The sequence below is a fragment of the Vicinamibacteria bacterium genome, assembly GCA_035570235.1.
Classification (GTDB): Bacteria; Acidobacteriota; Vicinamibacteria; order Fen-336; family Fen-336; genus DATMML01.
Window position 1 is genome coordinate 55,404 of the sequence record DATMML010000015.1, and the last position, 26,896, is coordinate 82,299.

The window sequence follows — 26,896 nt, forward strand, 5'->3', positions numbered from 1 at the left end:
ATGACGATCCTCCGAGCCGCCGCTCTGACCAAGTCCTACGGCCGGCGCGTCGTGGTGGGAGAGGTGAACCTCGACATCCAGAACGGGGAGGTGGTGGGCCTTCTGGGCCCGAACGGAGCGGGTAAGACCACCACCTTCTACATGGTCGTGGGCCTGACCCGGCCCGACCGCGGCCAGGTCTTCCTGGGCGACGAGGACATCACCGCCCTTCCCATGTACCTGCGCGCGAGGGCGGGAATCGGCTATCTGCCCCAGGAGGCCAGCGTCTTCCGCCGGCTGACCACGGAGGAGAACGTGCTCGCCATCCTGGAGATGCTGGGCCTGCCCGCTTCCCAGCGCCGGCCGCGCGCGCGGAGCCTGCTCGAGGAGCTGGGCATCCTGGCCAAGGCCCGTCAGCCCGCCTACACCCTCTCCGGGGGGGAGCGCCGGCGGCTCGAGATCTGCCGCGCCCTGGCCACCTCCCCCTCTTTCATCCTCCTGGACGAGCCCTTTGCCGGCATAGACCCCATCGCGGTCATCGACATCCAGAAGATCATCGCCCACCTGAAGGATCGCGGGATCGGTGTCCTGATCACGGACCACAACGTCCGCGAGACCTTGAAAATCACGGACCGGGCCTATATTCTGAGGGACGGCAATGTATTCCGTTCCGGGACCCCTCGCGCGCTGGCCTCCGATCCGGAGGTACGCCGGGTTTACCTCGGCGAGGCCTTCCATCTCGACGACCGTGGCCCCGAGGCCTGAGGACAGCGGAGCGCGACGCTCCGGGGTCTGAGCTTGGCCATCCACCAGAAGTTGGGGCTCTCCGCCCGCCTCTCCCAGAGGCTCATCCTCACCCCCTCCCTCCAGCAGGCCATCAAGCTGCTCCCCCTGACCACCCTGGAGCTGGCGGAGGTCCTGGAGCAGGAGGTGATGGAGAATCCCCTGCTGGAGGAGGTGCCCGCCCAGGAGGTCGCCGCGGAGGAGGTGGCCCAGGAGGAAGCCAAGGAGGAGCAAGCCCGGACCGATCCCCTGAAGGACATCGAGATCGAGAAGTTCTTCGAGGATTACTTCGACGACGGGGCAGCGCGGCGCAGCCGGCCCTCCGAGGTGCCGGAGATGCCCCCCATCGAGAACACCCTCACCGAGTCCCCCGACCTCTACGACCACCTCCTTTGGCAACTCCACATGTCGCCGTCGGACGAGCTCACGGTCGAGATCGCGGAAGCGATCATCCACAACCTGGACGAGGACGGGATGTTGCAGGCCTCCCTGGAGGAAATCGCGAACATGGGCCCCTACCCGCCGGAGGAGGTTCAGAAGGCCCTGGACGCGGTCCAGGCCCTGGACCCGCGGGGGGTCGCCGCCCGGGACCTCACGGAATGCCTCCGCCTCCAGCTTAAGTTCCTCGGGTTGGAGGGCTCTCCCGCCGACGTCATGGTCCGCGACTACCTGAAGCAGCTCCAGAGCCATCAGTACGCCGAGATCGGCCGCCAGATGGCGCTCACCCCCGAGGAGGTGTCCCAGCACCTGGAGATCATCCGTCGCGAGCTGGACCCCAAGCCGGGCAGCAAGTACTGCCCCGACCGCGCGACCTACATCCTGCCTGACGTGTTCGTGGTCAAGGAGGGCGACGACTACAAGATCGTGCTGAACGACGACGGGCTGCCCAAGCTGCGAATCAGCCCCACCTACCGGAGGATGCTGGACGAGAAGGAGGCGGGCTCGGAGGAGACGCGGAACTACGTGAAGGACAAGCTCCGCAGCGCGCTCTGGCTGCTCAAGAGCGTCGACCAGCGCCAGCGCACCATATACAAGGTCGCGGAGTCCATCGTGCGCCACCAGCGCGCCTTCCTGGACCACGGCGTCACGCAGCTGAAGCCGCTGGTCCTGCGCGATGTGGCCACCGACATCGGCATGCACGAGTCCACCGTCTCCCGGGTGGTGGCCAACAAGTACATGCACACTCCGCGCGGGGTCTACGAGCTGCGCTTCTTCTTCCACAGCGGGATCACCTCCACCATGGGGGAAGCCATAAGCTCCGTGACCATCAAGGACCGAATTCGCAAGATGATCGACAACGAGGACACCGCCCATCCCCTTTCCGACTCCCGCATTGCCGAAGTGCTGGAGGCGGACGGCCTGCCGCTGGCCCGGCGGACGGTGGCCAAGTACCGGGAGGAGTTGCGCATCCCCCCCTCCAACCTGCGCAAGGCGGTCCACTGAAACCCGCAGGGAAGCGCCGGCCGGGAGGTGAGGGGATGAGGATCGAGTTCACGGGGCGTCATGCGGAGGTACCCCCGGAGATAAAGAGGCTGGCAGAGCGAAAGCTCGCGAAGCTGGCCCGGGTGCTTCCTAGCGGCATCATCCGCGCCCACGTGATCGTGACCACGGACAAGCACCGGCAGATCGCGGAGGTCAGCGTTCACTCCAAACACCTGGACCTGACCGCCGAGGAGGCGAGCTCGGATCTGGGAGCCTCGCTCTCCACCGTAATCGACAAGCTGACGCGTCGGGCCCAGCACCAGGTGGGCAAGTGGCGGACGCGCAAGCGGGCGGGGCCGGACCGCACCCGACTCCGCCCCCCCGAGGAGCAGCCGGCGGAACTCGGGCCCCGGGTCATCCGCAGCCGTCGCTTCCCGTTGAAGCCAATGACCCTGGACGAAGCGGCCCTCGAGGTGGGCCACAGCCCGGAGGGCTTCCTGGTCTTCCGCGACGCCGCCACCGAGCGGGTGAGCGTGCTCTACAAGCGGAAGGACGGAAACCTGGGCCTCATAGAGCCCGAGGCCTGATGCGCGGGGTAGCCTCCCCGCGCCCCCGGTCGGCGGAGTCGGCCCGGAAGGGGAAGGGTCGGCGGGGGGGGAAAAGGGGGCGGGCTCTCCCCGCCCCCGCCGGGACCGCGGTCTCGGTGCGGGACCTCCTGGGACCGGAGGCCGCGGCCCTGCAGCTCCGCATCGCGGCGGGGCGGGCGGGCCTCGATCACGAGGTCCAGCAGTCCCGGGTCCAGCGGCCCGGCCTCGCCCTCACCGGCTACACGGACTACGTCCGCTACGGCCGCGTGCAGATCATGGGGGCGAGCGAAATCGGATACCTGCGCAAGCTCAGCCCCCGGCGCCGGGCGGCCATCCTGGCCAAGCTCGCCCGCTGCCGGATTTCCTGCTTCGTGGTGACCAAAGGGCTCGCCCCGCCCCCGGAGCTGCTGGCCGCCGCCGAGGCCCGCGGCATCCCGCTGCTCCTCACCCCCCTGGAGTCCACCCCCCTCATCAAGCACCTCTCGAGCTTTCTGGACGAGCGGCTGGCCCTGCGGCTGCATCTCCACTCGGTGCTGATCGATGTGTTCGGCCTGGGCGTGCTGATCATGGGCGAGAGCGGGATCGGAAAGTCGGAATGCGCGCTCGACCTCATCGACCGCGGCCACCGCCTGGTGGCCGACGACGTGGTGGAGATCAAGCGCATGGCGGACACCTTGGTGGGATCCTCCCCCGACCTCACCCGGTACCACATGGAACTGCGCGGGCTGGGGGTGATCAATATCAAGGACCTCTACGGCGTCTCCTCGATCCGCCTCTCTAAACGGGTGGAGCTCGTGCTGAACCTCGAGCGCTGGGAAGCGGGCAAGGAGTACGACCGCTTGGGGCTCCAGGGCGAGACCTTTCTGATTCTCGGGGTGGAGGTTCCCCTCCTCCGGATGCCGGTGGCCCCCGGGCGCAACATAGCCATCCTGGCCGAGGTCGCCGCCCGCAACCAGCTCCTCAAGGAGCGGGGCTATGACGCTGCCCGGCGCTTCGCGGATCGGGTGGACGAGATGATTGAGGGGGAGGGAGAGCCGGTCCTGGGGCGGGCGGCGGGTGCGCGCCCGCGGCGGAGGGCGCGCGCGAGGAGCCGGGCGTGAGCCCGCGGCCGGGGGCCGGTCCCCGCATCCTCATGATCACCGGCCTCTCCGGCTCCGGGAAGACCCACGTCTCCCGGGCCCTCGAGGACATCTCTTGGTTCTGTGTGGACAACCTGCCGACCCCCCTCATCCCGCGCTTTGCGGAGCTGATCCGCGGATCCCGCCAGCTCCAGCGCTCGGCCCTGGTCGTGGACGTGCGCGAACCGGGATTTCTGAAGCGCTTCCCCCAGGTCTACCGGAAGCTCCGCGAGAAGGGGGTAGCGGCCAGCCTCCTCTTCCTGGAGGCAGATGAGAAGGTGCTCGTGCGGCGCTTCAGCGAGACCCGCCGGCCCCACCCCCTGGCCGTGAACCAGCCCGCCATCGACGGGATCCGGGAGGAGCGGGAGGCCTTGCGCCCGATCCGCAAGATGGCGGATCTCATCCTGGACACCTCCCAATACACCGTGCATCAGCTCCGCGACTACATCCGGGAACACTACGACGTGCGCGGGGAGTCCCCTCTGGTGGTCTCCGTGGTCTCCTTCGGCTACAAATACGGTGTTCCCTCGGAGGCCGACCTCGTGTTCGACGCGCGCTTCCTTCCCAACCCGAACTTCGTCCCCTCCCTGAAGTCCTTGACCGGTCACCACCCCCGGGTGGTGCGCTTCCTCCGCCGGCAGAAGGAAACCGCCACCTTCCTCGCCCGGCTAAGGGGCTTCCTGGCCTACGCCCTGCCGCGCTACTTGAAGGAGGGAAAGACGTACCTCACGATCGGGATCGGTTGCACCGGGGGCCGGCATCGTTCGGTGATGATCGCGAACGCGCTGGGGGCGGCGCTCCCCCGCGGGCACTACACCATCCACGTTTATCATCGGGATTTGAGGCCCGCATGAGGGGGGCAGGGGAATGATCGGCATCGTGGTGGTGACCCACGGGCGAGTGGCGGAGGAGCTGGTCCAGGCCGCGCGCGCGATCGTGGGAGAGATCCCCGCCATCGCGGCTGTCTCCATCGGCTGGACCGACGACGCGTCCGTGGCCAAGGAGGCGATCGCGCGGGCCCTGGCCGAGGTGGGGGGCGGGGATGCCCTGATTCTCACCGACATGTTCGGGGGGACCCCCACCAACCTCAGCCTGCCTTTCCTCTCCCCACGCTTGGAGATTGTGACCGGCGTGAACCTTCCCATGCTGATCAAGCTCACGACTCTACGGGAGGGCGATCTCCTGGAGGTGGCGCGGGCCGTGCGCGAGCAGGGGAAGGGGGCCATCTACGTTACCAGCGAGGTCCTCGAGAAGAAGCCGACTTGACCCGGAGAGAGGTCCGGATTACGAACCGGCTGGGGCTGCACGCGCGGGCGGCCGCGCGGTTCGTACACACCGCGAACCGCTTCTCTTCCCACATCACGGCCAGCCGGGAGGGGAAAACCATGGACGGGAAGTCGATCCTGGGCATCCTGCTCTTGGCCGCCTCTCAGGGGACGGTCTTGGAGCTGGCCGCGGACGGGGACGACGAGGTGGCGGCGCTAGACGCCCTGGTCAAGCTTGTGACCAGCGGCTTCGGGGAAGATCGGTGAGCAGGGCACGGGGGTCCGCCGCGTGGGAATGATGGAGCTCAAGGGCACGGGGGTCTCGCCCGGGATTGCGGTGGGGCACGCCCTCATCGTGGAGCGGGACGCCGCCCCCGCCTTCCGCCTCATCCTCGCCCCGGAGGAGGTGGAGCGCGAGGTCGAGCGTCTGACCTCGGCGGTGGACGCCTCGCGGGCTCAGGTCCAGGCGGTCAAGGACCGGCTCTCCCGGGAGGCCGGGCTGCCCCACGCTTACATCTTCGACGCCCATCTGCTCATGCTCGAGGACCCCCTCCTCCGCGACCGCGCGCTGGCAGTCATCCGGGACGACCACGTGAACGCGGAGTGGGCCTTGCGCACGGTTGCCGACCAGCTCCACGCCCTATTCAACGAGTTCACGGACGCCTACCTACGGGAGCGGAGCACCGACCTGGACGACGTGCTCGGTCGGGTCCAGCTGAATCTGGCGGGCGAAGCGGACGCGCTCTCCCTGTCGCGCTTGCCCCGCAACGTCGTGCTGGTGGCTTCCGACCTGACGCCCTCGCAGGCGGCGGAGCTCGACTGGAAGAAGGTCCTGGCCGTGGCCACGGATGTCGGTTCCTCCACCTACCACACCGCCATAATCGCCCGCTCCCTCGCCATTCCCGCGGTCGTGGGCCTGAAGGATGCCACCCGGCGGATACCGCCCGGCAGCCTGGTGGTGGTGGACGGAACCCGGGGCGAGGTCGTGGTGGAGCCCTCGGGCCCGACCCTGGCCGGCTTTCGGGCCACCCAGGAGCGGGACCGCCAAGAGGAGCAACGGCTGCAAGGCACGCGGGGCCTGGCCGCGGTCACCCGCGATGGCGTCACCGTCCGCCTCCAGGCCAACATCGAGTTCCCGGAGGAGGCGGCGACCGCGCTCCTCTACGGCGCGGAAGGCATCGGCCTCTTCCGCTCCGAGTACCTCCTGGGGCGCGCACAGCGTTGGCCCTCCGAGGAGCGGCAGCTGGACGTCTACCGACGCCTGTTGGACCAGATGCGGCCCTTTCCGGTGACGGTGCGCACCTGGGACGTGGGCCTCGAGGAGCTGGCCCCGGGGGGGCCGAGCTGCCCCAACCCCGCGCTCGGAGAACGGGCTCTCCGCCTCCTGCGGCGGTCCCCGGAGCCCTTCCGCGTGCAGCTGCGAGCCCTCCTGCGGGCCGCCGAGCACGGCCCCCTACGGGTCATGTTTCCCTTCGCGGGCGGCCCCGCCGACCTCCGGCTCGCCCTCGACACTCTGGAGGAAGCGCGCGCGGAGCTCCGTCGCGAGGGTCTGTCCTTCTGCGAGGACGTGTGCGTGGGTCTGAACCTGGAAGTCCCGAGCGCGGCCCTGACCGCCGACCTCCTGGCCCCTGACGTGGAGTTCTTCAGCGTGGGCACCAACGACCTCATCCAATACTTGCTGGCCGTGGACCGGGCGGACCCCCGGGTGGCCGCCCTTTACCAGCCGCTCCATCCGGCCGTGCTGCGCATCATCCACCAGGTCGTGCAGGCGGCGGACGCCCAGGGGGTACCCGTCTCCCTCTGCGGGGAGATGGCCGCCGATCCCCTGGCCGCTCTCCTCCTCCTCGGTCTGGGGGTGCGCGAGCTCTCCATGACCCCGGCCGCCATTCCCCGGGTCAAGGCCGCCCTGCGCGAGGTCCGCGCGGACCGGGCCCGGGAAGTCGCCCTCTACTGCCTGTCCATCCGCACCGCGGAGGAGATCGAGGACACGCTTCGACGCGAGCTGGCGGGGGCCCTGCTCCCCGCCGAACTACCAAAGGAGTGACAAGGTGTCGGAGATTCCAAAGAGGGTAGAGAAGCCGTGGGGCCACGAGATTTGGTGGGCCCTCACGGACCGCTACGTCGGCAAGATCCTCCACGTCAAGAAGGGGGAGAGCCTCTCCCTCCAGTACCACGAGGTCAAGGAGGAGACGATCCGGGTGCAATCGGGACGGCTTCTACTGGAGACCCGGCCCCCCGGCCAGGAGGGCGAGCTACGGCGGATCGAGATGGAACCGGGCGATGTCTTCCACATCGCGCCCGGCGTCCTCCACCGCATGACGGGCCTGGAGGACTGCGACATTTTCGAGGTCTCCACCCCCGAGCTGCAGGACGTGGTGCGGCTGGAGGACCGCTACGGTCGGGCGGGAACGAGCAAGCCCTGACCGGCGGCCGCGAGCGGCTCGGGGGTCCGCTGCTTCCTGCTCTCCCGGGAGTCGTGCGGAGGCTAGTAACGCTTTAGGTCCCGGATCGCCGCCGCGATCGTCGAGACCTGGGGCAGGATGGCGTCCTCCAGCACCGGGTTGTAGCCGACAAAAGTATCGAGGGCCCCGATGCGTCGAACGGGGGCATCCAGGTTCTCGAACAGCTCGTCCGCGATGCGGGACGCGATCTCCGCTCCGTAGCCCCAGGATCGCGCGTCCTCGTGGGCCACGATGACCTTGCCCGTCTTGCGCACGCTCCGGGCCACGCTCTCCCAGTCGTAGGGTGAGAGCGAGCGCAGGTCCAGGATCTCGGTCTGGATCCCCTCCGCCTCCAGCTGCCGGGCGGCCACCAGCGAACGCTGGACCAAGGCCCCGAAGGTCACGACCGTCACGTCCGATCCCGTGCGCTTCACCGCCGCCTGGCCGAAGGGGATCCTGTATTCGGGGCCCGGATACTGGCCCTTGTTGTAGGTCTGGCGGTAGAGGTGCTTGTGCTCGAGGAATAGGACGGGGTCGTCGCAGCGGATGGCGGTGCGGAGAAGGCCGTTCGCATCCTGGGCGTTGGAAGGTATGACCACGCGCAGGCCGGGAATGTGGGTGAACAAGACCTCCCCGCACTGACTGTGGTAGATGGCGCCCCCCTGCAGGTAACCCCCGTAGGTGACGCGGATGACGACCGGGCACTTCCAAGCCCCCGCCGAGCGCCAGCGGATGAGGGCGAGCTCGTTACGGATCTGCTGGAAGGCGGGCCAGATGTAGTCGATGAACTGGATCTCCACCACGGGCTTCAGCCCCCGGGTGGCCATGCCGATGGCCCGGCCCACGATGTTGGCCTCTGCGAGCGGAGAGTTGAAGACGCGCTCGGAGCCGAACTTGCGCTGCAGGTTGTAGGTGACCTTGAAGACGCCGCCCTTGCCCTTCACCAGGGGGAGATTTTCCTCGCGGCTGCAGTCGGCCACGTCCTCCCCGAAGACAACGATGCGGCGGTCACGGCCGAGCTCGTCGTGGAGGCAGGCGTTCAGAAGGTCCACCATCGTCTTGGGATCCCCGGTGGGGGCGGGCTCCGTGGCGAAGGCATCGGAGGTGGGATCCACATCAGGCGAATAGACGTGGAGGGTCACGCTCTCCGCCTCGGGGGAGGGCGCGGCGAGGGCGGCGTCGGCGGCCGCCGCCACCTCGCGGTCGGCGTCCTCGCGGAGGGCGGCCAGCTCCTCGGCGGTGGCCACGCCCTCCGCCAGGAGGCGCTGGGGGTAGGAGACGAGGGGGTCGCGGCGGGCGGCCTCCTCCCGCTCCGCGGGAGGCCGGTAGAGGGTCTCGTCGTCGGAGAGGGAATGAGAGTAGGGCCGGATCACATGGGCGTGGACGAGGGCCGGGCCCTGGCGCGCCCGGCACCAGGCCACCGCCTCCTGGAGGACGGTCAGGCTGGCCAGGGGATCGCAGCCGTTCACCTCCCGCACGAGCAGGTTGGGAAAGGAAGCCAGGAGGCGCGAGACGCTACCCCCCGCCGTCTGCACCTCCACCGGGACCGAGATGGCGTACCCGTTGTCCTCCACCAGGTAGAGGACGGGCAGACGGCGATTGCAGGTGGTGTTCAGGCTCTCCCAGAACTCGCCCTCCGAGGTGGTGCCGTCGCCGGCCGAGCAGTAGACGACCTCGTCGCTCGCGAAGGCCAGGGGCGGGGCAAGCGCCCCCGCCTCCCGGGCCAGATAGAGGCCCGCCTCCGCGCAACCCGTGGCCTGGAGGAACTGGGTGCCGGTGGGAGAGGACTTGGTCACCACGTGCAGTCGGGAATGACCCCAGTGGGACGGCATCTGGCGCCCTCCCGAGGTGGGGTCGTCCTTGGCCCCCACCGCCGCCAGCATCATTTCCGTGGGCGTCATCCCGAGCTGGAGCATGAGGGCCCGGTCCCGGTAGTAGGCGTAGAACCAGTCGTGCCCGGGCTTCAAAGCCAGGCCCGCGGCCACCAGCACCGCCTCGTGCCCGGCCCCGCTGATCTGGAAGAAGATCTTGTTCTGGCGCTTGAGCTGGATTTCCCGGTCGTCCAGCCTCCGGGAGAGATACATAGTCCGGTAGATTCCGAGAAGGCGTTTGCGGTCGAGCACTAGGTCTTTGTCGAGAGACTGGATGGCCAAGGCATCCCTCCCCGAGAGCGGCCGCGCGAGCGTCCGATCCGGGCGCGAAACCGGCCAGAGCCCATATCTTACCGCAGGGCCCCCGAATTGGTACCCTCGGCCGCCCCCGGCCTATTCCTCCCGCAACTGCTGCCCGCGAGCAACGTGACCCCAGGTCACGACGCCGACCGGGAGCGCCTCAGCCGAGCAGCAACTCGCGGAGGAATCCGGGGCCCAGGGCCGTCCGGGCCGGCACGAAATCACCCGCGATGCCCACCAGCCGGTCCGCGAGGTCCGGCTTCCGGGTGAGGCGGCGGGCCACCGCGTTCCCCAAGGCGGGCCAGGTCACGACAAACTGGATCAAGTGGTTGAACCGGAACTTGTCCCGCGTCGCCTCCCGCCGAAGCCGGTCATACTCCGTGAGGTCCCGCGTGCGGCCCCCCTTGAGGGCCCGGTCCGCCACCTCCGCCGCGAGCTCAGCGCTCCGCAGGGCGAGAGTCACGCCCTCTCCGGTGAAAGGATCGAAGAACCCGGCGGCGTCGCCGACGAGGAGGGCCCCGGGGGCGGAGACCTGGCGGGCCTCCAGAGCCAGGGGGCCGATCGCGCGGGGGGAGGCGAGGAGGCGGGCCTGGGCGAGCCGCTCCGCCAGACGCGGCCAACGGAGAAGCGTCTTTCGATAAAACGCCTCCAGGTCGCCCGCGGCCGCCGCCATCCCGCCGCGGTCCAGGACGAAGGCCACGTTGGCGCAGGTCGGGGAGAGGGGGGCCACCCCGCAATAGCCGCCGCCGCCCACGTGCATCTCGCCATGGTCGGTGAGACCCTCCATTCCTTCCCAGTGGCCCCGCACCGCGAACTTATGCCCGCGGGGAGACTCGCGGAGCAGGCCCAGGTCCCGCGCCACGCGACTGCGGCGGCCGTCCGCCCCCACCACCAGCCGCGCCTCCGAGCTCTTCGGGCCGTGGCCGTTCTCCCAGGCCACGCCTACCACCGATCCCCGGTCCCGGAGCAGGCCGGTGACCCGGCTCCCTTCCTTCACCTCCACCCCCGCGGCTCGCGCCCGCCCCAGGAGGGCGAGGTCGAGGGCGTCGCGGCGCACCGCAAAGCCGGGCTCCCGACCGTCCCCGTAGTGGCCGGCGAAGGTCGTGCCGTCTGAAGAGGTGAGGGTCATGCCCCGCAGGGCATGCGGACGAAGGGCCCGCACGGCGCCGTCCGCGTCCAACGCCCTGAGCAGACGCCAAGCCTCGGGCGAGACGCCCTCCCCGCAGACCTTGTCCCGGGGGAACCGTGCGGCATCCATGAGCAGGACGTCGTGGCCGCGCTGGCGCAGCAGGAGGGCCATGGCGGAGCCGGCGGGGCCCCCGCCCACCACGATCGCGTCTCTCATGGCTCGGGCCCGCCATTGCCCCCGCGCTCCGCGACCGCCACCAGCCGGTAGGGAAAGCGGCGCCAAATCCGGACTCGGCGGAGGTCGGCGGCGGCGAAGGCCTCCTCGAGTTCGTGGGGGCGGAAGCCCCGTTGCACGGACACCAGCCCGTCGGCCACGCTGACCGGGCTCCGGAAGAGGAACGGGAAGACGGCCTGGCCGAAGAGCAGGGGCACGCGGGCCCGCCGGAGGTCGTTCACCACCAGGGCGCGGCGGGCGAGGGAGAAGAGCGCGCGCAGCACCCCCCCGACCTCGGGTTCGTCGAAGTGATGGAGGAAGAGGGAAACCGTGACCACGTCGAATGAGAGGGGGGCGAAGGGCAGTCTGCGCACGTCCGCCACTACCCGGTGGACGCCCGGGGGCGCCTGCCGCAGGTGGAGCAGCTTGAGGTCCACGCCCACGACCATGATCCGCGAGGGAGTCGTCCGTAGCAGCCAGGCCGGAAGGTCGGCGGAGCCACAGCCCACGTCCAGGACCCGCGCTCCCTCCTGGAGGAAGGGCCGCACCGCGCGCAGCAGGCTCCGCCGGCCGCCTAGCCACCGGTTCACGAGTCTTAGGTCGCCTAGGCTCCGCAGCGCCTCCTCCTCCGCGACCCCGACGTCGAGGCGCTCCGCCTCCCGCGAGCGCTGGCGGAGGTCGATCACTACCGGAACTCCATGAGGGCGAACTCCGCGCCGAAGCCGGGCCCGAAGGCGCCCAGGACTCCCCGGGCCCCTGGGGGCGGGCGATGGGCGCGGAAGATCTCGTGGAGGACGAAGAAGACCGTCACCGAGCTCATGTTCCCATGCTCGGAAAGCACGGCTTCGGTGGGGGCGAGATCGGTGGGGCCGAGGCCGAGGCACTCGCTCATGAGCTCGATGATGCGCCGTCCCCCCGGGTGCAGGATCCAGCGAGCGATGTCCTCCCGGCGTAGCCCCCGCGGCTTCAGGAAGGACTCCACCGCGCCCACTACGTGCCGTCGCAGGAAGGGGGTCAGGCCCTTATCAAGGACGATTTGGAGACCCTGGTTCCGCAGGCGAAAGCCCATGAGATGGGTCGTACCGGGGAAGAAGAAGCTCTCCGTGTCGAGAATCTGGCCGAGCGCGGGGCCGCGGGCGAGCGGATGCTCCCGACCCACGAGGACGGCGGCTGCCCCCCCGTCTCCGAAGATCGCGGAGGAGACGACGTTGGTGGGGGAGCGGTCCCAGCGCTGGAAGGTGAGGCTGGAGAACTCCATGGCCAAGACAAGGGCGGTCCGGGAGGGGTGGGCGGCCAGGTAGTCGGCGGCGCGGGCCAAGCCCACGACGCCGCCCGCGCAGCCGCTCTCCGTGATGGGGAGCCTCACCAGCCGCGGGCCCATGCCCAGCTCGTTGGCCACATACGCTTCCAGGGCCGGGATCATGAAGCCCGTGCAGGAAACGCTCACCACCAGGTCCACGTCCTTAGCGGCCAGGCCCGCGGCCGCCAAGGCCCGCCGGGCCATGTCGACCCCCGCGGAACGGGCGATGGCGCAGTAGCGGTCGTTCTGGGCCTCGAAGTCGCCGGGGGCAAAGGCCTCCGAGATGGGAACCACGCTGGCCCGCCGCTTGACCCCCGCCGAGGCGTACACGGAGAGGAGGCGGGAGGCGTCTCCGTTGCCGCTCTCCTCCAGCCAGGAGCGCACCCACCGGGTGACGACCTCCTGGTCGTAGCGGTACGGCGGAAGGAACCGCTCCACGGCGAGGAGGGTGGGCATGTACGGGACGCTTCTCTCGGGTTTCCGGGACGCTCTGGGCTAGGAACCGCCTGGCCGGCTCAGAAGGGCACGTCGTCGTCGGAGGCCTGGAAGTCGCTGGCGGGGGGACTGCCCGCCACCTCCGGCGGGGGCGCCGGCCCCCCGCCGCGGGGGCCGCCCTCGCCACGGGAGCCCAGGAGCACGAGCTTCGAGTTGGGGCCGCTGATCCGAATCTTGGTCGTGTTGCGCTTGTTGCCGTCCTTGTCCGTCCACTCGTCGTAGCGGATGCTGCCCTCGAGGTAGACCTGGCGACCCTTGGTCAGGTAGTCACGCACAACCTGGGCCGGCTTGCCGAAGACCTCGACCCGGTGCCACTCCGTGCGCTCCTGCTTCTGCCCGCTCTTGTCCGTCCAGGCCTCGTTGGTGGCCAGGGAGAAGTTGGCGATGGGCTCTCCCCCCTGGGTGTAGCGGATCTCCGGATCCTTGCCCAGGTTGCCGATCAAGATGACCTTGTTCACGCTGGCCATGAAAACCGTCCCTTCTCGAGCCTCGCTGCCCTCGGCACGCTAGCGAGGGGTCAGCTTTTCCCGGGCCTTTTGGGCGGCGGGGGTGTTGGGGAAACGATCCACCACGTAACGCCATTCCACCATGGCCTGGCTTCGTCGTCCAAGCTTCTCCAGGGCCACTCCCTTCTTGTAGCGGGCGTCCGGCAGCTTCTCACTGGACGGATAGTCCCGGAAGAAACTGTTCCAGGCCTCGACCGCTTCCGCGTACTTTTGCTTGCCGTAAAGGCATTCGCCCACCCAGTACTGAGCGTTCCCGGCCAGGCTCTCCGTGGGGTAGAGCCGTATGACGTCCTGGAACTCTTGGGTGGCCAAGTCGTAATTGCCCCGCGCGTAGTCCGCGTAGGCTTGGCTGTAAAGCTCGCGGGGGGCGGGGGGGCTGGCGGCGGGAGGGGTTCCGGGCGCGGCGGGCCCACCCGCGCCCCCGCTGACACCCGGCGGGGTCTCCGCGCCCCCCACCACCGCGGGGGCGGCCTTCAGCGCGCGCACGCGCTCGCCTATCTCGGCCACGCGGTCCGTGAGGTCCTTCATGGTGGCGGCGGTGGCCTCGGATTGGATCCGCTGATCTTGGAGGCTCTTCTTGAGGGAGACGTTCAGCTCAGCCAGCGCTTCGTTGAGGCGCCGGAGCTCGCGCTGGCTGTCTTCGAACGCGCGTTGCAAGTCCAGGAGCTGGCCCTGGAGGCCACTCATCTGGGTCTGGAGGCGGTCGACCTCTTTGCTCGCGGCCCGGGCGGGGCCGGACAAGATCAAGAGCGCCGCCACAAAGGCGAATCGACGGATCACAGCTATCCTCCCAAAGCCTGTTTCCACGACCGACATCCGATCATATCAGAGGGCCGGACGGTGGAGCTCGACGTTCCGGACGCGGCCGGCCTTCAGCGAGCGACCGCGAAGTGGTCTCGGCGGTTCCGGGCCCAGGCCGCATCGTTGTTGCCGGGATCGAGAGGCCTTTCCTTGCCATAGGAGACGGTCGAGAGGCGATCGGCCGCCACCCCCAGGCTGGCCAGGTAGTCCCGGGCCGCGCGCGCCCGTTGCTCGCCCAGGGCCAGGTTGTAGTCCACCGTTCCTCGCTCGTCGCAGTGACCCTCCACTCGCACCCGGACCTCCCGGTGGCTCTGCAGCCAAAGCGCGTGCTTCTCGAGGATGCCCCGCGCGGCGTCGGACAGCGTGGCCCGATCGTACTCAAACTGGATGTCGGCCAGCGGCCCACCCTCGCCCGAGGCGTCCGCGGCGCTGAAGTCCTGGCCGCGGGGCCCCTCGTCGCCCGCCGGCTGCACATCGGGGCCGGAGTCCACACGTTGGGTGGGCGGACGCGTCGCGGAGCCTGTCTGGCCGGGCTGAGCGGTGCTGAGAACGGGCGGCCGCTTCCCGCCACAACCCCCGAGGAGCAGTGAGGCGGCCACGGCCAAGAGCAGTAGCGATCGATGGCGGTTCATGAGCCCTCCCCTTGGAAGAAACCTCGCGCCCCCCACGGTGCCATCCGTGACGCGCATCAGGGCCCCCAGTCGGGTTGCGCGTTGTTGCCGGGTCCGGTCGACAGGGTCTGCAGGCTCCGGCCATCGCGGTCGGCCACCGTGATCTGCCAGGTCCCGCCCCGATTGCAGGCGAACACCAAATGCCGGCCGTTGGGGGCCCAGGCGGGGTATTCGCAGCTGCCGCGCCCCTGTGTGATCTGGCGGACTTGGCGGCTGGCCAGGTCCACGACCGCGATGTCGAAGCCGCCGCTCTCCAGGCGCGAGGTATAAGCGATCTCGGCGTACTGCTTCGAGGGGTTCCAAGCGGCGGCGTCGTTCCAGTTTCCGACCGTGGTGAGGCGGCGCACGTTCAGCCCCTCGCTGTCCATGAGAAAAATTTGGGGCGTGCCCCCCCGGTTGGAGGTGAAAGCGATCTCCTGGCCGGTGGGGCTCCAGCAGGGTGCGGTGTCGGAGGCGCTTGTGCTGGTAAGGCGGTGGGCCCCACCCCCGTCCGTGTTGACAACCCAGATGTTCATGCTTCCGCCACGGTTGCTGGCGAAGGCAATGCGCTTCCCGTCCGGGCTAAAGGCAGGGGCGAAGGCCATGCTGTCCCCCTTCTCGCCGCTCACGTTGGGCGTGCTCTTCCCCTCGAAGATGGAGGCCAGGAAGATGCGCGGGCTGCCCTGGCGGTAGGAGACGTAGGCGATGGAGCGGCCGTCGGGGCTCCAAGCGGGGAGGATGTTGAGGGAGCTGTTCACGGTCACGCGCCGCGGGTTGAACCCGTCGTAGTCCACGATGTAAAGCTCCTTCGACCGCCTTTCCTTGCCGGCGTCCCGATCGGAGGTGAAGGCGATGCGCGTCCGGGCCACCCCCCGGTACTGGGTGAGGGCCGTGATGTCATCGGAGGCCTGGTGGGCAAAGACCCGCGGATTGTCGGGGCGGCCGGAGTAGCGCTTGGCGAGCATGCTCTGGCCGGAGTCCACGAAATAGACCCGCAACTCCAAGGTGAGCTCGCCCGAAACCACCTCCGCCCGGGTCACAACCAGGAGCTTCGCCCCGATGCCCTTCCAGTCCTCGAACTTGACCGCGTCGGGGTTCAAGGCGGGGATGGCGCCAAAGAGGCTCTCGGGCACGAACTGGAACAGCTCCTCAAACTTGAGGTCGCTCCTGAGGACCTGACTGATCGTGCGACAGGCCTCGGTCGTGGCTTCGTCGGGCTTGCGGGGGATGCAGTCGGGCACCGCGAGCCGCGGGGCCCCGGGGCCGCCGATCACGATCCTGGCGTCGGGCGGCGGTGCCTGGGCCGCAGTCAGCCCGAGCAGTGAGGCCGCAAGCGTGAGGCCGACCATGGCCGACCTACGAAGTCGGCTTGAAAAGCGCCTGAATAGTCTTTCGGTTCGTTCCATAGTCCTTGGGGAGCGGGCCGAACGGGGCCGCAGAGTAGATGGCTCGCAGGGCAGCGTTGTCCAGCAGGGTCGCGCCGCTCGGCTGTGTTACATGGACCTCGGCGACTTGCCCGTCCGCGAGGATGGTGAAGGTCACGCCGATGGGTTGGGTGAAGCCGACCTTGATCTCCTGCGTCCAGATCATCCAGATCTTCTGCTGGACCGTGGCCAGGTACCAGTCGCCCCCGGAATCGGTGCCTTCGGGCACGCCCGGGCCGGGCGGCCCGATCGCCAGCCCGGGCGTCTGGCTGGGAGCCCCCGTGCCCGGGGCGGCGGCGGCCGGGCGCATGGGAGCCTTCTCCAGCTTCCGTCCCTTCTTCGCGTCGAGCTCGGGGAGTCCCTTCGTGTGCCGCGGCTCCTCCTTGGTAGGAGGCTTCAGGACCTTCGGCGGGGGCTCCGCGGCCGGGGGATTTGGGTTATCCACGGGCGGCGCGGGAGCGCCGGCGGGTGCCGGCAGCTCCAAGGGCGCCCCGCCTCCGCGGGGGAGGGGCACCGCGAACCCGTCGGCCACCCGGAGCAGGGGCTCGTGGGGCAAGAGATAGGGCGCCGCCACTGCGCCCCCCACGATCAGGAGGTGCACGACGAGCGAGAGCCCGAGGCTGCCCGGGAAACCCGCGTCCATCGCCTCCCGCTGGAGGATGACCCGATCGACGGCGTCGTTCACGGCCTCTCCTTGGGCAACGCGTATACAAAGCCGATCTGATCCACGCCCGCCTTCTTGATCTTGTCCACCACCTCGATGACCTTGCCGTAGCGCAGGGCCTCGTCGGCGCGAAGATAGACGACGGTTTTCGCCCGCCCCGTCATCAGGGAGCGGATCTGGTCCTCTAGGAGGACGATGTTCACCGGGCGGTCCCCGACGTAGATCCGGCCGTCGGCCTTGATCGACACCGTCACGCGATCCTCTTCCGGGATCTGGGGCTGGTTGGCCACGGGGAGGGCGACGTCGATGCCTCGGCTCATCATGGGCGCGGTCACCATGAAGACGAGGAGCAAGACCAGGACGACGTCGACCAGGGGCGTGACGTTGATCTCGCCGAGAACGGGCGCGCTCTGGCGCCCGCGGAAGCCACGGTAGATGGATCCTGCGCGTCCTCCGCCTTCACCGCCGCCTCCGCCTCCCCCCATCATGCTAGGTAAAGTTACGCTCGACGATGTTCAGGAATTCCAGGGCGAAGTCGTCCATCATCGCCGTCAGCACCTTGATACGACTGCTGTAGAAATTGAAGAACACCGCGGCGGGGATGGCCGCGGCCAGGCCCATGGCGGTGGTGATCAGGGCCTCCGAGATGCCGGGAGCCACCACGGCCAGGTTCGCGGAGCCCATGCGCCCGATGTCCGCAAACGCGGTCATGATCCCCCAGACCGTGCCGAAGAGGCCCACAAACGGGGTGACGCTGGCCGTGGTGGCGAGAAAGCTGACCCGCCGCTCGATCCGCGTCACCTCGACCCCGGCCGCGCGCACCAGCGACCTTGAGAGGGCTTCCAGGCTCTTCACGGTGGGGCGGGCGGCGGGGGTGGCGCTGGCACCCGATCCGCCCCGCACCTGCTGGTTCACCTCTATATACCCGGCCTGAAAGACCCCGACCAGCGGGCTCGCCTTGAGCTGGAGACAGACGGAGTTCACCTCCGAGAACTTGCTGCTCTTCCTGAAGATCTGGAGGAAGGTCTGGGACTGTGTATGAGCCCGGTGCAAAACGATTCCCTTGTAGATGATGATCGCCCAGGAGACCAACGAGAAAATGAGCAGGATGACGAGGACGACCCGGGCGACGGTCCCACTCTGGGCGATTAGGCTGCCGGGTCCCCCTGAGAACGCGGTGGCCTGGGCTAGGATCGGGAGGGGGGACAGGAGCACGCACACCTCTCTAAATAGCGCTGTCGGTTGAGGATGCCACAATAGCTTGTGGCTGTCAATGCTCTTCCCCTCTAGTCCGGAAACTCCTCCCGACCGGCCCCAACCTGACCTCCCCTCGATGCATCATGCATTTACAGCCCCCGGGCACTGTGCTATTCTCCGCGGGGACTCGTGCGAAATGCTTAAGTTGCTTAGAATCAATAACATCGCCCTGATCGCCTCGCTTGAGCTGGAGCTCGGGCCCGGCCTCACCTCCCTCACAGGCGAAACGGGAGCGGGGAAGTCCATACTGATAGACGCCATGAGCCTCCTGCTGGGCGAACGAGCCTCCGCCGACCTCATCCGGACGGGTGAGGAGAAAGCGACGGTCGAGGGGGTCCTAGAGTCGGCCGAAGCGCGCGCGTCCCTCGAGGTCCACGGCCTGCCCGTCGATGGGAACGAGATCGTGGTGCGGCGGGAGCTCCAGGCCACGGGCAAGGGTCGGGCGACGATCAACGGCGCCCTCGTGCCCCTCTCCGTGCTCAAGGAGTTGGCCCCCCTCCTCGCCGCGATTCACGGACAGAACGAACCGCAGGGGCTGCTCGATCCCGAAACGCACGTCGACCTCCTCGACCATCATGCTCGCCTCACGGGCGGCGAGGCCGTGGGCGAGGCCTACCGGCGACTGCGGCAGGTCGAGGGGGCGCTCGAGGCCCTGCGGCGCGACCGACGCGAGGTCGAGCGCCGCCGGGAGATGCTCGAGTACCAGGCCGGCGAGATCGATAAGGCCGGTCTCGCCGGCGGGGAGGAAGAGGGGCTCCGCCGGGAGAAGGTCCTCCAGGCCAACGCCGGCCGGCTCGCCACCCTCTCCGGCGAGGCCTACGCCCTCCTGTACGAGGCCGAGGATGCGGTCGTCACCCGGCTCGCCCAGGTGTATCGCAGAGTGGAAGAGCTGGCCAGCATCGACCCTGCGTTCGCCCCCCACATGGAGGCCCGGTCGGCGGTTGGGGCCCAGATCGAGGACTTGGCCCTCTTCCTGCGCGACTACCAAGAAGGCCTGAGCGTCAGCCCCGGCCGTCTGGACGAGATCGAGTCGCGCCTGGCCCAGATCGACCGCCTCAAGCGCAAGTACGGGGCCACCCTGGAGGAAGTACTGGCCTTTTCCGAGCGCTGTCGGCGCGAGCTACAAGAAATGGGAGCGCCGGAGGAGCGGGAGCGGGCGCTCGAGAGCGAGAGCTCCGCCCTGGCCACCCGCTACTTCGACCTCGCCCGGGAGCTGTCTCGCCAGCGGCGAGCCGCCGCCGCCGACTTGGAGCGCAAGGTTCAGGCTGAACTCGCCCTCCTGGCCATGGAGAAGACTCGCTTCAAGGTGCTCTTCCGGCCGGAGACGTCCCCTCCAGATGCCGGGGAACGCTCGACTTGGACGGAGCGGGGACTGGAGGCGGTGGAGTTCCTGCTCTCCCCAAACCCGGGGGAAGAGCTCCGGCCCCTGGCCCGGATTGCGTCCGGCGGGGAGCTGTCCCGGATCCTGCTCGCCCTCAAGTCGGTAGCCAGCCTGGACACCATCGGCAAGACCCTAATCTTCGATGAGGTGGATGCCGGCATCGGCGGACGCGTGGCGGAGGTCGTGGGCCGGAAGCTGCGGGCCATGGCTTCCCGGCACCAGGTCCTCTGTGTGACCCACCTTCCCCAGATAGCGTCCCTGGCGGATCGTCATTGGGCGGTGCGGAAGCGCGTGGAGCGCGGGCGGACCCTAACGGAGGTGAGAGCTCTGTCCAAGGACGACCGGGTGGAGGAGATTGCGCGCATGCTGGGTGGTGCGACCATCACGGAAACGGCCCGGGACCATGCTCGGGAAATGGTGAACCAAAACCTCAAGCGCTGAGGGCGACCTTTTGATCAACAAAAGAGAAAATACGTTCTTCATCGAAACCTTCGGCTGTCAGATGAACGTCAACGACTCTGAGAAGGTGGCCGGGTTGCTCCAGGCTGAGGGCTATGCCTCGGTGGGGGAGCCGGCCCGGGCCGACGTGGTTTTCATCAACACCTGCGCCGTGCGGGAGGGGGCGGCCGAGAAGCTCTACCATTCCCTCGGCCGTCTACGGCAGCTGAAGACCCAGAACCCCCAACTCGTCATTGGCGTGGGCGGGTGCGTCGCCCAACTCCAGGGCCAGAGGGTCCTGAAGAGAGCGCCCCACGTCGATGTCCTGGTCGGCACCCACAACTTCAGTCGGGTACCGGAGCTCATTCGACAGGCCCGAGTAGGACAGATTCCGAGCGTAGACCTTGATCGGGGAGCCGACGCCTTCACCGTCCCCTCGGGCGCCATCGCCCACACGAGCACCGTCCGCGCCTACGTCACGGCCATGGAGGGCTGCAACCACGTCTGCAGCTTCTGCGTCGTTCCCAAAACGCGCGGGCCGGAGGTGAATCGGCCTTCCGAGCAGATAATGGCCGAGGTCAGGTCGCTCGTCGCACGGGGCTTTTCGGAGGTCATGCTCCTCGGACAGACCGTCAACGCCTACCAGGACGGCGACGTGGACTTTGCCGAGCTCCTAGCCCGGGTGGACGGTGTGGGCGGCCTCCGGCGGATCCGTTTCACGACCTCCCACCCGGGGCATATCACCCCGCGCCTGGCCGACGCCCTGCGCGACCTGCCCAGGGTGTGCCCCTACCTCCACCTACCCGTCCAGTCCGGCTCGGATCGGGTCCTGACCCATATGCGGCGGGGCTACACGCGCCAGAGGTACCTCGACACGGTGCGACTCCTGCGGGATCGGGTTCCGGGCCTCGCGTTCTCCAGCGACATCATCGTGGGGTATCCCGGCGAAAGCGAGAGGGACTTCGAACAGACCCTGGATCTGGTAGAGGCCGTTGGCTTCGACGGAGTGTTCGTATTCGGCTATTCCGCCCGGCCGGGCACGTCGGCGTTTCGCGTCCCCGACGACGTGCCGGAGGCGGAGAAGCGGCGGCGGGTGACGCTCCTCAACGACCGCCAGCAAGAGACCCAGGCGCGGCGAAACCGGGAATGGGTTGGGAGTCGGGTCGAGGTCCTTGTCGACACCATCCGGGAGGGGGGAAGCGTCTCAGGTCGGACGCCACACTTCCGGATCGTGCATCTGGAGGGCTCGGCCGCCTTGCTCGGCCAGTTCGTGGAGGTCCAGGTTACCGGGGCCGGGGCCAACTCGCTGAGTGGACGGCCGTGCGGGCGGCTCTCGTCCGCCCCAACTCACGCAAACAATTCATTGACAGCAAGTTCCGGCAATCCTATATTGTGAGCCGCGGGCCCGTTGGAGGCGGCATGGAAATCGAGATGACCATAAAGGGGCTCATGATTGACCCCATCACCAACATGCCCATCATCGTCCTCCGCGACCGAGAGGGTCAGCGGATCCTGCCGATCTGGGTGGGCGTGTTTGAGGCGAACGCCATCGCCCTGCAAATCGAGAACGTACAGACCCCCCGCCCCATGACGCACGACCTGCTGAAGAACGTGATCGACGACTTAGCAGGACAAGTCGAGCGAATCGTGGTCTGTGAACTCAAGGAAAACACGTTCTACGCAGCCATCCACATCCGAGCTGGCAGTGGCCTGGTGACCGTCGACGCCCGCCCTTCGGACGCGATCGCCCTGGCTCTGCGCACCCACTCCAAGATCTTCGTGGAGGAGTCGGTCATCCAGAGCGCGCGCAGCGTGGAGATGAGCAAGGAGTCGATGGACGTCGGCCGCCTGCAAAAGTGGCTTGAGAACCTGTCCGAGGACGAGCTCGGCAAGTACAAGATGTAGGCCCGGGCCACCGCCCACCCCCAATAGCTTGTTTTTGTCCTTGACCGCTTGTTGCGGTTTTCTCTAAGATGCCCCTGTCTGCCGTTTCCCCTCGTGACAGGGAGGGCCTTCGTGATCGTCATAGCGATTGCAAACCAGAAGGGCGGCGTCGGAAAGACCACGACCGCCATCAACTTGGCCGCGGCCCTGGCCATGCGGGGTCGGCGCACGCTTCTTGTCGATCTCGATCCCCAAGCCAACTCTTCGATCACGTACCTGGACGTGCGAACGCTTGAACGGTCGATGTACGAGGTGCTCGCCAACGTCAGCACGCTGGCGGAAGTGATCGTCCCCTCGCCGGTGCCGAACCTCGACATCGCTCCTTCGCGGATAGCCCTCGCCAAGCTCGAAGCGCAGCTCGTGGGTGAGCTCGACGCGCACTTCCGCCTGAAGGATCGACTGGAGACGGTGCGCGAAGTCTACGAGTTCGTCATCATCGATACGCCTCCCGCACTCGGCTTCATAACGGTCAACGCTCTGGTAGCCGCCACCCATCTCTTGATTCCCGTTCAGTCGAGTTACTTCGCTCTTGAGGGGACCGACGACCTGCTGGAGACGGTGGAGAAGATCCGCTCGCGGCCCAATCCGGCGCTCAAGCTGCTGGGAGCCGTGATCACACTCCACGATCGCCGGACCACGCTCTCCCGCGACGTTCAGAAGGCCGTGACCCAAGCCTTCGGCGGGAGGGTCTTCGACACCACGATCACCAAGAGCATCCGCTTGGAGGAGAGCCCCGCCCACAAGGAGTCGATCTTCAGTTTCGCACCACAGTCGAGTGGCGCCTACGAGTACTACCGCCTCTGCGAGGAGGTTATCGAACGTGTCTAGCCCGCGGCGTGTTGGACTGCCCGAGTCGCTCCGCATGCGCCATGACCCTCACTTCGTAGACCAGCTGGGAAGGCCGGGAGGCGTGGCCATTGGGCGCCTCATCCCAATCGAGGATATCGAGCCCAATCCGCGACAACCCCGGCAGAACCTAGGGGATCTTTCCGAGCTCACGGCCTCGATCCGCGAGAAAGGCGTCCTTGAGCCGATCCTCGTCCGGCAAAACGGAGCGCGCTATCAGATCATCGCCGGGGAGCGGCGCTACCGGGCTGCCTTGGAGGCCGGGCTGGCGGAGATGCCTTGCATCGTGCGGGACAGCACGGACGCCGAGACGATGGAACTGGCGCTCGTCGAGAACCTCCAGCGGAAGGACCTGACGGCCTTTGAAGAGGCGGAGGGACTGAAGGCTCTGGCCGAGATGTACGACTACACCCACGAGAGGATGGCTGCGAAGCTGGGGAAGAGCCGCACGTCGATTACGGAGAGCCTGTCCCTGACCGCAATGCCAGAGCAGGTGCGGGAGGCTTGTCGGCTGGCCGACATTGCCTCTAAGTCAGTGCTTCTACAGGTAGTTAGGCAAGCAGATCCGGCGAGAATGATTGCGCTCGTTGAGCGACTGCAGAAAGAGGGCTCGACTCGACAAGAGGCGCGGCGCATCACGCGCGAAGTCAAGCCGGGGACAGGGAAGGGGCGAGCGAAGCCCTTCGTCTATCGATATCAGCCCCCAGAGAAGACCTTTAGCTTGGCCCTCCAATTTAGGAAAGCGCAAGTGGCGCGGGACGAGATCGTCCGCGTCCTCCTGGCCATCATCGAGGACCTCAAGCGAGAAGGCTCCTGAGACCGCCCGCTCAATAAGTTCTTTAGTATCAATAAATAACAGGAGCTACTCGAACGACAAGGCCTGGATGGGGTCCATCCGAGCGGCCTTGAGGGCGGGATAGATCGAGCCGAGCAGACCTCCCGTGAGTCCGAGGCACGCCGCGATCAGAGCCCAGTCGCGCGTCAGCGTTACCGACAGCGTTGGGAAGACGTGGGGCAGGAACCAGCGGCCGCCCACGGCGAGGAGCATCCCCACGACCACGCCCGCCACGCAGATCAGAGCGCTCTCCGCCACCACCAGGCGCACCACTGTCCGCTGGCTCGCCCCAATGGCGCGCAGAATCCCGATCTCGCGCGTGCGCTCGATGATCGTCGTGTACATGGCCAGCAGCACGACGAGGAAGGAGATGATCACGGCCATGCCCGTCAGGGCCTCCTTGAACTGCTTGAGGCCGACCGCGTTGTCCTGCATGGCCTTCGAAACCTGCCCGATGGGCGTGATCTTGTACCCCTTGAACTTCTCCTCCAGAGCCCGGGCGAGGTCCTCGCCCTTCTCTTTGGAGGCGGCCTTGACCAGAAAGAAGGAGGCCTTGCCGGGCGTGCCGATCGCCTCCTGCACGTCCTCGATCCTCGCGTACAGCCGCCCGCCCGCGCCGGCGCGACAGATCCCCGCGATGTGGAAGTCGCGGTTCAGCATGTGCAGCATGTCTCCGGTCTTCATGCCCGTCGCCCGGGCCAGCACCGTGTCCATGACTAGCTCGTTGGGCTCGGCGAGCGGGCGGCCTTCCACCATGTCGAAGCCCCCTGAGATCGCCGCGTAAGTGGGGTAGTCGATCGCCCACAGGTTCACGGCTCGCGATTCACCCCCGATCTGCGAGACGAGCCAGTTGAGGACGGGCGTCACCTCTTTTACGCCCGGCACCTGTTTCATGATTTCCATGTACTTCAGGGGCATGACGGCACTGGTGGCTCCCAGGATGAGCGAAGCGTCGGGAGGCTGGAAGAGCACATCCGCACCGACGTTCTGCAGGCGGTCGACGATGTCGCTCAGGGTTCCGTTGGCCATGCCCACCAGGAGCATGACCATCGCCACTTCCATGGCCACGGCCAGCACCGACACCGCGGTCCGGGTCTTGCGGTGCATCACGTTCGCGGCCGGAAGATTCGCCATGGCTGAAGAGTCTTGGAACCACGAACGATAACCGCGCCCCGATCCGAGGTCAAGAATCGGCGTCCCCGTCCTTTAACGTACTTAACAAGCCAGCCAAGGCGGCCATCGGCCTGGGGCGTGCCCCGGCGGTCGGCCGAGCCATGCCGTTCGAGGAGAGCGGGTCACGGCTCTTGCAACTTCTGGTATCATCCCCGCGCCCAAAAGCGCGAGGCAGCCCCGACATGCGACTGAGAACGCGACTCCACCAGACCGCCCGCATAGTCGCCAAGCTCTTCCTGGGTCTCATCGATCGTGATCGTCCGCTCCTCGTCCACATCATCCCCATGCGGCGTTGCAATCTGTCCTGCTCCTACTGCAACGAGTACGACGCCGTGTCCTCCCCGGTGCCGATCGAGGTCATGCTCCGAAGGATCGACCTTCTGGCCGACCTGGGCACAGGCACCATCACCGTCAGCGGCGGGGAGCCGCTCATGCACCCCGAACTCGAGGCCATCGTCGCCCACATCCGCAAGCGGGGCATGATCGCGACCCTGATCACCAACGGTTATTACCTCTCCCGGGAGCGCATCGAGCGGCTGAATCGCGCGGGCCTCGACCACCTGCAGATCAGCGTCGACAACGTGGAGCCGGATGAGGTGTCGAAGAAGAGCCTGCGGCTCCTGGAGCCGAAGCTCCAATGGCTGGCCGCCCACGCCCGGTTCACGGTGGCGATCAACTCCGTGATCGGAAGCAGCATCCGCAATCCCGAAGATGCCCTGGTCGTGGCGCGGCGCGCCCAGGAGCTGGGCTTCGCCAACTCCCTCGGCATCGTGCACGACGGCGCGGGCCAGCTCCGGCCGCTGGGGGAGCGCGAGATGGACGTGTACCGCCAGCTCCGCAAGATGGCCTCGCGTTGGAGCCCCGTCCGCTTCAACGCCTCGTTCCAGGACAAGCTGGCGCGGGGGCTTCCCAACGACTGGAGCTGCCGGGCGGGATCGCGCTACCTGTATGTCGACGAGGCGGGCACCGTTTCGTACTGCTCGCAACAGAGGGGCACCCCGGGCATCCCTCTCGAGGCCTACACCCGCGACCGCCTCCGCCTCGAGTTCAACACCCGCAAGCCTTGCGCCCCCTATTGCACCGTGAATTGCGTGCAGCAGGTGGCCTTCCTGGACCGATGGCGGTCGCGGCAGCGGGAAGTGGCCCTGCCTGTCGTGCCACCCGCCGCCACCCCCGCACCCGCGGCCACGCCCGGGGACGGAGCCCTCGCCGGTTGAGCAGGCCGGACGGCCCCGAGGCCGGTTTCCGCGCCCTCGTTACGGGGGCCTCCAGCGGGATCGGCGTGGCCTTCGCGCGCGCCCTGCGGGCAAAGGGCGAGAAGCTCGTTCTCGTGGCCCGACGTCGTGATCGGCTTCAAGAGCTCTCCCGCGAGCTCGGGGGAGAAGACACCGCCGCCGTCCTGGCCGCGGACCTCACCGAGCCGGGGGCGATCGATCGGCTGGCGGAGGAGATCCGGGCCAGCGGGTTCGTGGTCGACCTCTTGGTCAACAACGCGGGAGCGGGCCACACCGCGCGTTTCCACGAGGAGCCCCGGGAGACCGTCCTCGGCATGATTGACCTGAACGTGCGTGCATTGGTCGCCCTTACCCACGCGTTCCTGCCCGGCATGATCGAGCGCGGGCGAGGGCGGATCATCAATGTGGCTTCGAACGCCGCCTTCCAACCCGTGCCTTTCCTCACCGTTTATGCCGCCACCAAGGCCTTCGTGCTCTCCTTCACCGAGGGCCTGGCCTCCGAACTCGAGGGAACAGGGGTCAGGGTGCAGGCCCTCTGCCCGGGCCTCACCGCCACCGAGTTCCTGGAAGTGGCGGAAACGGGGCCCGGCCTGCTCATCAACCGAATGCCGGCCATGTCCGCTCAGGACGTGGTGGCCTGCTCGCTGCGCGGTCTGGAGCGGGGACGCCTGCGGGTCGTGGCCGGCCTCACCAACCGCTTGATGGCCGGTGTGCAACGCTTGGTGCCGAGGTCGATCGTGCGCGGGGTCGCGGCCCAGCTCTACCGGCCGCGCTCCGGTGGCTCCTCTTGAGGGCACGGCTTTCTTAACCGGGGGGCTTCCCTGGGGCCGGTTCCGCTG

28 protein-coding genes are annotated in these 26,896 nt (G+C 68.0%); 16 read left to right on the forward strand and 12 right to left on the reverse strand.

Annotated elements, in window-relative coordinates; translation table 11 throughout:
• Genes lptB through VN461_02530 form a run of 9 tightly spaced genes read left to right on the forward strand, consistent with a single transcriptional unit; the run spans position 1 to position 7,577 of the window.
• Positions 1–744: an LPS export ABC transporter ATP-binding protein gene (lptB, locus tag VN461_02490; protein HXB53620.1), complete on the forward strand. Its 744-nt coding sequence runs from the start codon at positions 1–3 to the stop codon at positions 742–744.
• Positions 745–777: 33 nt separating this feature from the next.
• Positions 778–2,205 (forward strand): RNA polymerase factor sigma-54, encoded by a 1,428-nt coding sequence (rpoN, locus tag VN461_02495; GenBank protein ID HXB53621.1) that lies wholly within the window; start codon positions 778–780, stop codon positions 2,203–2,205.
• Between the two features lie 35 nt (positions 2,206–2,240).
• Positions 2,241–2,771 (forward strand): ribosome-associated translation inhibitor RaiA, encoded by a 531-nt coding sequence (gene raiA, locus VN461_02500; GenBank protein ID HXB53622.1) that lies wholly within the window; start codon positions 2,241–2,243, stop codon positions 2,769–2,771.
• Positions 2,771–3,871, forward strand: a complete 1,101-nt coding sequence (gene hprK, locus VN461_02505; GenBank protein HXB53623.1) for an HPr(Ser) kinase/phosphatase — start codon at positions 2,771–2,773, stop codon at positions 3,869–3,871. The genes raiA and hprK overlap by 1 nt, the downstream gene beginning before the upstream one ends.
• Positions 3,868–4,743: an RNase adapter RapZ gene (rapZ, locus tag VN461_02510; protein ID HXB53624.1), complete on the forward strand. Its 876-nt coding sequence runs from the start codon at positions 3,868–3,870 to the stop codon at positions 4,741–4,743. The genes hprK and rapZ overlap by 4 nt, the downstream gene beginning before the upstream one ends.
• 13 nt (positions 4,744–4,756) lie before the next feature.
• The gene (locus VN461_02515) at positions 4,757–5,155 is read left to right on the forward strand and encodes a hypothetical protein (GenBank protein HXB53625.1); all 399 of its coding nucleotides are present in this window, start codon (positions 4,757–4,759) and stop codon (positions 5,153–5,155) included.
• Entirely contained in the window at positions 5,152–5,421 is a 270-nt protein-coding gene (locus VN461_02520) for an HPr family phosphocarrier protein (protein ID HXB53626.1), read from the forward strand. Before VN461_02515 ends, VN461_02520 begins: the two co-directional genes overlap by 4 nt.
• Before the next feature lie 28 nt (positions 5,422–5,449).
• Positions 5,450–7,198 carry a phosphoenolpyruvate--protein phosphotransferase gene (ptsP, locus tag VN461_02525; GenBank protein ID HXB53627.1) on the forward strand — a complete coding sequence of 583 codons (1,749 nt, stop codon included), beginning with the start codon at positions 5,450–5,452 and terminating at the stop codon, positions 7,196–7,198.
• 4 nt (positions 7,199–7,202) lie between these two features.
• Positions 7,203–7,577, forward strand: a complete 375-nt coding sequence (locus VN461_02530; GenBank protein ID HXB53628.1) for a cupin domain-containing protein — start codon at positions 7,203–7,205, stop codon at positions 7,575–7,577.
• 62 nt (positions 7,578–7,639) lie between these two features.
• Here the strand turns inward: VN461_02530 and VN461_02535 are convergent, their stop codons facing one another.
• The 11 genes from VN461_02535 to VN461_02585 all read right to left on the reverse strand — a co-directional run bounded on the left by VN461_02535 (position 7,640) and on the right by VN461_02585 (position 18,163).
• On the reverse strand, positions 7,640–9,748 hold the full coding sequence (locus VN461_02535; GenBank protein HXB53629.1) for a dehydrogenase E1 component subunit alpha/beta: 2,109 nt from the start codon (positions 9,746–9,748) through the stop codon (positions 7,640–7,642).
• 178 nt (positions 9,749–9,926) lie between these two features.
• Positions 9,927–11,111, reverse strand: coding sequence for an NAD(P)/FAD-dependent oxidoreductase (locus tag VN461_02540; protein ID HXB53630.1), 1,185 nt, complete (start codon positions 11,109–11,111; stop codon positions 9,927–9,929).
• Positions 11,108–11,794 carry a methyltransferase domain-containing protein gene (locus tag VN461_02545; protein ID HXB53631.1) on the reverse strand — a complete coding sequence of 229 codons (687 nt, stop codon included), beginning with the start codon at positions 11,792–11,794 and terminating at the stop codon, positions 11,108–11,110. The genes VN461_02540 and VN461_02545 overlap by 4 nt, the downstream gene beginning before the upstream one ends.
• The gene (locus tag VN461_02550) at positions 11,794–12,864 is read right to left on the reverse strand and encodes a 3-oxoacyl-[acyl-carrier-protein] synthase III C-terminal domain-containing protein (GenBank protein ID HXB53632.1); all 1,071 of its coding nucleotides are present in this window, start codon (positions 12,862–12,864) and stop codon (positions 11,794–11,796) included. The genes VN461_02545 and VN461_02550 overlap by 1 nt, the downstream gene beginning before the upstream one ends.
• A gap of 59 nt (positions 12,865–12,923) precedes the next feature.
• Positions 12,924–13,370 carry a single-stranded DNA-binding protein gene (gene ssb, locus VN461_02555; GenBank protein HXB53633.1) on the reverse strand — a complete coding sequence of 149 codons (447 nt, stop codon included), beginning with the start codon at positions 13,368–13,370 and terminating at the stop codon, positions 12,924–12,926.
• 39 nt (positions 13,371–13,409) lie between these two features.
• A complete protein-coding gene (ybgF, locus tag VN461_02560; GenBank protein ID HXB53634.1) occupies positions 13,410–14,189 on the reverse strand; it encodes a tol-pal system protein YbgF in 780 nt (259 codons plus the stop codon).
• Between the two features lie 92 nt (positions 14,190–14,281).
• Positions 14,282–14,842, reverse strand: a complete 561-nt coding sequence (gene pal, locus VN461_02565; protein HXB53635.1) for a peptidoglycan-associated lipoprotein Pal — start codon at positions 14,840–14,842, stop codon at positions 14,282–14,284.
• A gap of 56 nt (positions 14,843–14,898) precedes the next feature.
• A complete protein-coding gene (locus VN461_02570) occupies positions 14,899–16,209 on the reverse strand; it encodes a hypothetical protein (protein HXB53636.1) in 1,311 nt (436 codons plus the stop codon).
• Between the two features lie 7 nt (positions 16,210–16,216).
• A complete protein-coding gene (locus tag VN461_02575; protein ID HXB53637.1) occupies positions 16,217–16,969 on the reverse strand; it encodes a TonB family protein in 753 nt (250 codons plus the stop codon).
• On the reverse strand, positions 16,966–17,436 hold the full coding sequence (locus tag VN461_02580) for a biopolymer transporter ExbD (GenBank protein HXB53638.1): 471 nt from the start codon (positions 17,434–17,436) through the stop codon (positions 16,966–16,968). The genes VN461_02575 and VN461_02580 overlap by 4 nt, the downstream gene beginning before the upstream one ends.
• Position 17,437: 1 nt before the next feature.
• Positions 17,438–18,163: a MotA/TolQ/ExbB proton channel family protein gene (locus VN461_02585; GenBank protein ID HXB53639.1), complete on the reverse strand. Its 726-nt coding sequence runs from the start codon at positions 18,161–18,163 to the stop codon at positions 17,438–17,440.
• A 187-nt stretch (positions 18,164–18,350) separates the two neighbouring features.
• On the opposite strand from VN461_02585, the gene recN reads away from it, so the two are divergent.
• The 5 genes from recN to VN461_02610 all read left to right on the forward strand — a co-directional run bounded on the left by recN (position 18,351) and on the right by VN461_02610 (position 23,631).
• Complete coding sequence (recN, locus tag VN461_02590) at positions 18,351–20,027, forward strand: DNA repair protein RecN (GenBank protein HXB53640.1); 1,677 nt, start codon at positions 18,351–18,353, stop codon at positions 20,025–20,027.
• A 10-nt stretch (positions 20,028–20,037) separates the two neighbouring features.
• The gene (gene miaB / locus VN461_02595; protein ID HXB53641.1) at positions 20,038–21,420 is read left to right on the forward strand and encodes a tRNA (N6-isopentenyl adenosine(37)-C2)-methylthiotransferase MiaB; all 1,383 of its coding nucleotides are present in this window, start codon (positions 20,038–20,040) and stop codon (positions 21,418–21,420) included.
• A gap of 23 nt (positions 21,421–21,443) precedes the next feature.
• The gene (locus VN461_02600; GenBank protein HXB53642.1) at positions 21,444–21,929 is read left to right on the forward strand and encodes a bifunctional nuclease family protein; all 486 of its coding nucleotides are present in this window, start codon (positions 21,444–21,446) and stop codon (positions 21,927–21,929) included.
• Positions 21,930–22,040: 111 nt separating this feature from the next.
• Complete coding sequence (locus VN461_02605) at positions 22,041–22,796, forward strand: ParA family protein (protein ID HXB53643.1); 756 nt, start codon at positions 22,041–22,043, stop codon at positions 22,794–22,796.
• Positions 22,789–23,631 carry a ParB/RepB/Spo0J family partition protein gene (locus VN461_02610; protein HXB53644.1) on the forward strand — a complete coding sequence of 281 codons (843 nt, stop codon included), beginning with the start codon at positions 22,789–22,791 and terminating at the stop codon, positions 23,629–23,631. The genes VN461_02605 and VN461_02610 overlap by 8 nt, the downstream gene beginning before the upstream one ends.
• A 45-nt stretch (positions 23,632–23,676) precedes the next feature.
• Here VN461_02610 and VN461_02615 read toward each other — a convergent pair whose 3' ends face one another.
• Entirely contained in the window at positions 23,677–24,783 is a 1,107-nt protein-coding gene (locus tag VN461_02615) for an FtsX-like permease family protein (protein ID HXB53645.1), read from the reverse strand.
• Between the two features lie 221 nt (positions 24,784–25,004).
• On the opposite strand from VN461_02615, the gene VN461_02620 reads away from it, so the two are divergent.
• A complete protein-coding gene (locus VN461_02620) occupies positions 25,005–26,039 on the forward strand; it encodes a radical SAM protein (GenBank protein ID HXB53646.1) in 1,035 nt (344 codons plus the stop codon).
• Positions 26,036–26,848, forward strand: a complete 813-nt coding sequence (locus VN461_02625; GenBank protein ID HXB53647.1) for an SDR family oxidoreductase — start codon at positions 26,036–26,038, stop codon at positions 26,846–26,848. Before VN461_02620 ends, VN461_02625 begins: the two co-directional genes overlap by 4 nt.
• The last annotated feature ends 48 nt before the right edge of the window (positions 26,849–26,896 follow it).